At 70.7% G+C, this 7,897-nt stretch carries 6 protein-coding genes; 3 read left to right on the top strand and 3 right to left on the bottom strand.

Going from position 1 to position 7,897, the window contains the following annotated elements; translation table 11 throughout:
- Both EFK10_RS19990 and EFK10_RS19995 read right to left on the bottom strand, forming a co-directional pair.
- A partial coding sequence (locus tag EFK10_RS19990) for a sigma-70 family RNA polymerase sigma factor (protein WP_407647106.1) occupies positions 1-1,065 on the bottom strand: 1,065 nt, incomplete at its 3' end.
- Between the two features lie 187 nt (positions 1,066-1,252).
- Entirely contained in the window at positions 1,253-1,939 is a 687-nt protein-coding gene (locus EFK10_RS19995; RefSeq protein ID WP_127357047.1) for a TetR/AcrR family transcriptional regulator, read from the bottom strand.
- Positions 1,940-2,230: 291 nt separating this feature from the next.
- On the opposite strand from EFK10_RS19995, the gene EFK10_RS20000 reads away from it, so the two are divergent.
- Complete coding sequence (locus EFK10_RS20000; protein ID WP_127357048.1) at positions 2,231-3,595, top strand: NAD(P)/FAD-dependent oxidoreductase; 1,365 nt, start codon at positions 2,231-2,233, stop codon at positions 3,593-3,595.
- A 166-nt stretch (positions 3,596-3,761) separates the two neighbouring features.
- Entirely contained in the window at positions 3,762-5,411 is a 1,650-nt protein-coding gene (locus tag EFK10_RS20005) for an ATP-binding SpoIIE family protein phosphatase (RefSeq protein ID WP_127357049.1), read from the top strand.
- A gap of 71 nt (positions 5,412-5,482) precedes the next feature.
- On the opposite strand, the gene EFK10_RS20010 is transcribed toward EFK10_RS20005, so the two are convergent.
- Positions 5,483-6,757 (bottom strand): MFS transporter, encoded by a 1,275-nt coding sequence (locus EFK10_RS20010; RefSeq protein ID WP_127357050.1) that lies wholly within the window; start codon positions 6,755-6,757, stop codon positions 5,483-5,485.
- A gap of 116 nt (positions 6,758-6,873) precedes the next feature.
- On the opposite strand from EFK10_RS20010, the gene EFK10_RS20015 reads away from it, so the two are divergent.
- Complete coding sequence (locus EFK10_RS20015; RefSeq protein WP_127357051.1) at positions 6,874-7,437, top strand: MarR family winged helix-turn-helix transcriptional regulator; 564 nt, start codon at positions 6,874-6,876, stop codon at positions 7,435-7,437.
- Positions 7,438-7,897 lie beyond the last annotated feature (460 nt).

Genomic DNA, 7,897 nt, shown 5'->3' on the forward strand with positions numbered 1-7,897 from the left:
GCCGGCGCCGGCCGCGCCGCCACCGCCCGACGCGGCCGCAACTGTGCCGCCCGCCGCCGCACCGACGACCGCGCCGCCCGCCACGATCCCGGCGGCCTTGGCGGCGTACGCAGCCGCGAACCAGCCGACCACCGCGACGGGCAGCAGTCCCTTCAGAGCCGCATTGACGTCGGCCAACTCCGCAGCCGCCAGCCGGCAGTTCCCGCACTCCCCGAGGTGCTTGCGCAACTCCCGGTCGGCCCGCATCCGCAGGCCGCCGCGCGCGTGCGCGCCCAGCCGGTCCGCGTAACGGGCGCAGGACCCCTTCGCCGTCAGCGTGGAGGAGATGTGCGCCTGCAAGTACGCCTGCCGCAGCCCCTCCCGGGCGCGGTGCGCGAGGACCGCCGTGGCGTTGGCGGTCAGGCCGAGCAGCGGAGCGATCTCGCTGGGGGACTCCTCCTCGACCGCCGTGTGCCAGAGCACGGCCTGCCAGCGCTCGGGCAGCGTGCGGAAGGCCTGGATGGCCAGCGACTGCTCCGCCTCGTGCATGGCATGTACGTCGGCGCCCAGGTCGTGGGTGTCCTCGTTCGTGGACGACCCGGCCGCCGACACCGCGAACATCGCGAAGTCGTCGACCAGTTGCTCCCGCTTGGCGGTGTTGCCCCACGACGCGGCGACCCGCCGCACCGTCGTCAGCAGGTACGCCCGCACTGCGGCGTCGGGCCCGCTGCCGCCCCGGATCGCCTGCAACGTACGCGCGAACACCTCGCCGGTGAGGTCCTCGGCGGTGTGCGCGTCGCGGCAGCAACTGCGCGCGTAGCGCCGTACGGCGTCGGCGTGCCGCCGGTACAGCTCCTCGTACGCGCTGTCGTCACCACCGCGCACCCGCGCGACGAGTTCGGCGTCCGCGAGCGGCACCGGCTCAGCGGCCTCGGCGGCGGCACCGGAATCCTGCGCCGGTACACGCGCGGAATCGGGTCCAACGGGCTGCCGGCCGGGCTCACGCTGCCCGGGTACCCGCTCCCGCGACGGCAGGCCCTCGCTCGCTTCCGCGGCGGCCCCCGGCTCCCCGATTCCCTCGTCCACGGCGCAAAGCCTGTCACACGCATGGGCATCCACTGACCGGTCGAGCAGGGAACCACTCGTCCGGGGAGTTTTCCCGCCCCGGGCCTTTGGCCATGACTCGAACGGGGCATTGAATACGGCACGTTTTACGCCACCGCGCCCGCTGTGCCCGCCGCGTCTCCTGCCTCGTCCTACGCCGCGTACGCGACTACGCCGCCGGCCGCGACCGCAGCCCGTCCACCAGGATGTCCAGCAACCGCGCCGAAGCCGCCGCCTGCTGGGCAGGATCAGGCAGCACCGGCGCAGCCGTGGCGATCACCAGCAGCACATCGGCCACCGACACATCGCCGCGCAGCTCACCCGCCGCCCGCGCCCGGTCGACCAGTTGGCCGACGACCTCCAGCAGCTCCGTCACCCCGGCGCCGGAGCTTCCGTCGTCCTCCAGCGCCCCGCGCTGCTGCGGAACCCGGGCCTCTTCGGCAGCCGACCGCACCTGCAGAACCTGAGGCGGCAGCAGCCGTCCGGCGCCCGAGGCCACCGACGTTCGCAGAAAGCGCGACAACGCCGGCCAGGCCTCGTCCTCCTGCCCGAGAGCGGCCCGCGCCTGCTCGGTGAGCCGCGCGGTCTCTTCCTCGGCTATTCGCCTGACCAGTACGTCCTTGCTCGGGAACCGCCGGTAGACCGTGCCGACCCCGACCCGGGCCCGTCGTGCCACGTCCTCCATCGGCGCGCCGTAGCCGAGCTCGCCGAACACCTCTCGCGCGGCTCGCAGCACGTGTTCCAGATTGCGCTGGGCGTCCACCCGCAGCGGGGCGGGCCGGCCCCCACCGCCGTTCGCGTCCGTCACTGCGTCCACTGCCGCCGCCGTCGCCCAATGAGGGTCCTGAATGCGCATATGTGTATCCCCCGGTAATGACGTCTCCCCCCGGAGACTTCCCCACCCCATGAATGCCGGAGCACGACGAACGCACCCCGACGAGTTACGAACATAGTTGAGCATTGGTCAAGAAAGAAGGGGGCGCCCCCGACGATCCGCGCCACGATCGGAGTACCCGCCCCGACTCGTTCGTCTTGCCCCGCTCTTTCCCACTCCGCCCGTCCAGCATGGGCCGCCCTGCCGACATCCGGCAATCCCATGCCGTACGCCCTGTGGACAAACCCCGGTCGACCATTGCCTCATGGAGCGATGGGCCCACTCAAAGAGCCGGAGATCCCCCGCATCCTGATCGTCGGCGGCGGTTACGTAGGGATGTACACCGCACTTCGCCTGCAGAAGAAGCTGAAGCTGGCGCAGGGCGAGGCGGAGATCGTGGTGGTCGAGCCGCAGCCCTATATGACCTATCAGCCGTTCCTCCCCGAGGCGGCAGCCGGCTCCATCTCCCCGCGCCATGTCGTCGTCCCGCTGCGCCGGGTCCTCGACAAGTGCAAGCTCGTCATCGGCGAGGCCCACCGCATCGACCACGGCAAGCGGATCGCGACCGTTTCCACCCTCGCCACCGAGGAGGAAGGTTCGGGCGACATCGAGATCCCGTACGACCAGCTCGTCCTGGCCCCCGGCTCGGTCTCCCGGACCCTCCCCATCCCCGGCCTCGCCGACCACGGCATCGGCTTCAAGACCGTCGAGGAGGCTATCGGGCTGCGCAACCACGTCCTGGAACAGCTCGACATAGCCTCGTCGACCCGCGACGTCGACGTCCGCGACGCCGCCCTGACCTTCGTCTTCGTCGGCGGCGGCTACGCGGGCGTCGAGGCCCTGGGCGAGCTGGAGGACATGGCGCGTTTCGCCGTCCGCTACTACCACAACCTCGTCCCCGAGGACCTGAAGTGGATCCTTGTCGAGGCCACCGACCGCATCCTCCCCGAAGTCGGCGAGGAGATGGGCCGGTACGCCGTCAGCGAGCTGCGGGGCCGCAACATCGACATCCGCCTCGACACCCGCCTCGAATCGGTCGAGCACCGCGTCGCCGTGCTCAGCGACGGCTCCCGCTTCCCGACCCGTACGCTCGTCTGGACCGCCGGCGTAAAGCCGCACCCCGTCCTCGGCCGCACCGACCTGCCGGTCAACGAGCGAGGCCGCCTCAAATGCACCGCCGAGCTGCGCATCGACGGCACCGAGGGCGCCTGGGCGGCCGGTGACGCCGCCGCCGTCCCGGACCTCACCGCCCCGGACCCCGGCACGGTGACCGCGCCCAACGCCCAGCACGCCGTACGCCAGGCCAAGGTCCTCGCCGACAACATCGCCGCCACCCTGCGCGGGCAGCCGCTCACCGAATACCGGCACAAGTACGTCGGCTCGGTCGCCTCACTCGGCCTGCACAAGGGCGTCGCGTACCTCTACGGCCGCAAGGCCAAGGGCTACACGGCCTGGTTCATGCACCGCGCCTACCACCTCAGCCGGGTGCCGACCTTCAACCGCAAGGCCCGCGTACTGGCCGAATGGACCCTCTCCGGGCTCTTCAAGCGTGAGATCGTCTCGCTCGGCTCCCTGGAGCACCCACGCGCCGAATTCGAACTCGCCGCGGGCCTCGGCCGCAAGCCCGACGCGCCCTGACAAGCAGTGCGGACACCGCCGCCGATTCCCCCCGGGCGGCGGGTCGGCCACACTGGGCGAGTGACCATGCGTGCGTCAGCACCTGCAAAGAGTGACAATTACGAGGAATCGGACGTTTGCTGCATTCATTGAAAGACCAGGCCATGACACCGCGAGGCGAACGTCAGTGAACCTCACGCGTTGGAGCGCCCGGCTCCCCGGAACACAGCGACGCAATGCCGCCCCCGCCGAACCGCTGCCCCCAGGCGGTGGCGCAGTCCCGGCTGCCCGGGGCCGCAAGGGCGAGCACGCCGACCGCGCCGACGAGGCGGCCCACGGCCTCGCCGCGCTCTCCGTCCACGACATGCTCGGCCAGGTCCCCGCGCTCATCGCCGTCACGTACGGTCCCTCGCACCGGATCGGCTACGTCAACGACGCCTACGCCGACGTCTTCGGCCCCCGCCCGCCCGGTGACCCGGCCCGCGAAGCTCTCCCCGAGCTTGCCGAGCTGGGCCTCCTCCCCCTCATGGACCAGGTCTACCGAAGCGGCAAGCCCCGTACGGTCAAGGCCCGCCGCGTCGCCACGCCCAGCCGCCAGGGCTACTTCACCTTCACCTGCACCCCCGTCCAGGCGGCCGCGGGCGACGGCGGCGTCCTCGTCTTCGCGGCCGACGTCACCGACCAGGTCCAGTCCGCCAAGCGCCTGCGTGAAAGCGAACGCCGACTCCACGACACGGCGGTGACCCTGCAGCGCAGCCTGCTCCCGCAAGAGCTCGAACAGCCCGACGACCTCCGGGTGGCGGCCACCTACCAGCCCGGCGGCACCGACGCCGCCGTCGGCGGCGACTGGTACGACGTCATCACCCTCGGCGCCGGCCGCACCGCCCTGGTCATCGGCGACGTCATGGGCCGCGGAGTCCGCGCCGCCGCCGTCATGGGCCAGCTCCGCACCGCCGTACGCGCCTACGCCCGCCTCGACCTCCCTCCGCACGAGGTCATCCAGCTCCTCGACGGCCTCGCCGCCGAAATCGACGCCACCCAGATCGCCACCTGCGTCTACGCCGTCCACGACCCCAGCGAAAGCCGCCTCTCGTACGCCACCGCGGGCCACCTGCCGATCCTCGTACGCGATGCCCAAGGCGTCGTCCACCGCGCCGACGAGCCCACCGGCCCGCCACTGGGCACCGGCGGCTGGATGCACACCTCCGGATCCATCCCGCTCGGCCCCGGCTCCACCGCCGTGCTCTACACCGACGGCCTCATCGAACGGCGCGGCGAGGACATCGACGAAGGCGTCGCCGCCCTCATGAACGCCCTCGCCGGCGCGACCGGGACACCCTCGGTGATCTGCGACCGCCTGCTGCGCGCCCTCGGCGTCACCTCCGAGCACGACGACGACGTCGCCGTCCTCGTCCTCCAGTACCCCGACCACGAAGGTGCCGACGCCGAGCTCTTCCGCAACGCGTCCCTGGACCTCCTCGGCGGCATCGAAGCCGCCCCGCGAGCCCGCGCCTTCGCCTCCGGCGTCCTCGCCTCCTGGCGCTTCCCCGTCGAGCTGGTCGACCTCGGCGTCCTCGCCGCCAGTGAGTTGGTCGCCAACTCCCTGCAACACGGCGTCCCGCCGATGCGGCTCCGGCTTCGCCGAACCGACCGCCGCCTCATCATCGAAGTCACCGACGGCGACGACCACCTCCCGCGCCGCAGGCGCGCGGAGCCGGCCGACGAAGCGGGGCGCGGCATCTCGATCATCGCCACCATCACCTCGGCGTGGGGTTCCCGCCGCACACCGGGCGGCGGGAAGGCGGTCTGGTGCGAGTTCGCACTGCCGCAGGCCTGACGTCGGCTTGTGGGTAGGCCCTCCGCCTGAGGCGGAGGGCCTACCCACGGGCGTGAGGCGCCAACGCGCTCTCAGGCCGCGACCCGCTCCGGCGCGCCGTGGGCCACGATCCGCGACGCCCGTAGCGGCTGGTCCTGCGCTGGGCCGAGGCTGCGCCCCATCCGCACCGCGAGCCACGAGATGCCCAGCGAAATGGCAACAAGCATCACGATGTACGACCCATAAAACCCGGCACCGGCCATCAGCCCGCCCACCACCGGCCCAACCGCCAGCGCGAGCTGCTTCACCAGAGCAAAAGCCGAGTTGTACTGCCCGACCAACCGCGCAGGCGCCAGATCGGCCACCAGCGGAGCGACCGTCGGCGACAGCATCGCCTCACCGAGCCCGAAGATCGCGTACGTGGAGATCAGCAGAGCCGTCGCCACCGCCTGCGACCCGTGCACCAGCCCTGACAGACCCGCCGCGACCCACGCGACCGCCCACAGCAGGCCGACCGCCGCGATGACGCGGCTGCGCCGGCGCCGTTCCACGGTCCTCAGGATCAGGAACTGCGCGATGACGATGACCGCCGTGTTCGCGGCCAGCGCGATGCCCAGCGTCGACGTCGAGATCCGCGTGACCTCGGTCGCGAAAGCCGCCAGCCCCGACTCGAACTGTCCGTAGCAGGCGAAGAACATGACCCCGCCCAGCACACACAGCTGAACCATCGCCCGGTCGGAGAAGAGCAACCGCCACCCGTTCGCGGCCTTCTCCGTCGGCGCGGCGCCGATCTGGGCGACCTTCGGCAGCCGCACCGATGCCACGACCCCGCTGAGGACCAGGAACATCACGCCCTCGATCGTGAAGAGCAGGGTGAACGACCCCGGACGCGACGTGTCCACTATCAGCCCGCCGATCAGGCCGCCGATGCCCAGACCGAGGTTGGCCAGGAAGAACTGCGTCGCGAACGCTCGCGACCGCGTACTCGGCGTGGAGCACCATACGATGAGCGTCGCGAGCGCCGGCTGCATGACGGCGATCCCCGCGCCCATCACGGCCGACGCCGCGACCGCGAGCGGCGCCGTCGTCGCCAGCCCGAAGCCCATCGCCCCGACGGACGCCGTCACCGAACCGGTCAGCAGTACGGGCAGCGGCCCCCGCCGGTCGATCGTCCGACCGGTGAACGGCAGCACGGCAAGCGCGGCCACGGCGAACGCCGACAGGACCACGCCCGCCGTACCCGCCCCCAGGCCCCGCACCTGCGCCACATAGACGTACAGGTACGGGACGGTGAAGCCGTTGCCGAACGCGCTCAACGCGTTCCCCAGCTGGATCCGGCGCAGCGCTGCGCCCATCGCGGTAGTCACACCCACCCCTTAGGTCAGTAGTCCTCGACATCGAAGACTTCAAAGTTAAAGTTAGAAGCTAAACTGTACATGCCGGAAGTCTTTAGCGCCAACGGTTTACGTGGGAGACTCGACCCATGACCGCCGCATCGGATGGCCCGTCCAGCGCCCCCCACGAGCTGGACCTCGACGAGCAGATCGCGATCTACCAGCGCGAATATCCCGAGGTCGACCCCCAGGTCGAGAAGGTCGTCACCGCCCTCGGCCGCCTCAACCGCCGCATGACCGTCGGCTACGGACGCCACCTCTCGGCCGTCGGCATCAGCAGCGCCGAGTGGGAGGTCCTCAAGGCCCTCGTCCTCGTCGGCCGCCCCTACCGTCTCGGCCCCGGCGACCTCGCCAAGCGCCTCGGCCTCACCCCGGCTGCCATGACCCACCGCATCGACCGCATGGTCGCCGACGGCCTCGTCACCCGCGACCGCGACGAGTCCAACCGCGTCCGCGTCATCGTCGAGCTGACCGACGAAGGCCGCAGCAAGTGGCTCCAGACCATGCGCATGGCCTCCGCCTTCGAGGGCGACCTCCTCCAGGACCTCTCCCCCGACGAACGCACCCAACTCGGCGAGATGCTCTCCCGCCTCCTCCGCCGCGTCGAAGCCGCCCAGCCCGACGCCGGCGGACGCCTGGCGGACCTCGACTGAGGGCGGGTTGACACTCGGGATGCCGATGCGTAGTGTTCTCCGAGTTGCCCAACGGTGGACGCCGACTCCGGTCGGCCCCGAGGCAGCCATTCCACAGCGAGTACTCGAACGAACGACAGCATGTCGTCTCCTTTTCGTGCGCGTTTTCGGAATGAGGATCAACGAATTGCTCGATTTGGATCGGGCGGCGCGGATCCGCTAAAGTTTCACTCGTCGGAACGGCCCAACAGCCGGAAAGACAAAGCCCGCTGACAGGGAATCAGAGCCGAAAGGGGTCTGATAGAGTCGGAACCGCCGAAAAGCGAAAGCCGGACGGCAACCCCCTCCAGAGGGTGGCGGAAACGAGACATCGGGTCTGCTATGCTGGAGACACGAAGGGTAAGCCCGGAGGGGCCGGTGAAACGGCCGCGAAGGAAGCTTCCGTTCCTTGAGAACTCAACAGCGTGCCAAAAGTCAACGC

Source organism: Streptomyces soli (assembly GCF_003999195.1).
GTDB lineage: Bacteria > Actinomycetota > Actinomycetes > Streptomycetales > Streptomycetaceae > Actinacidiphila > Actinacidiphila soli.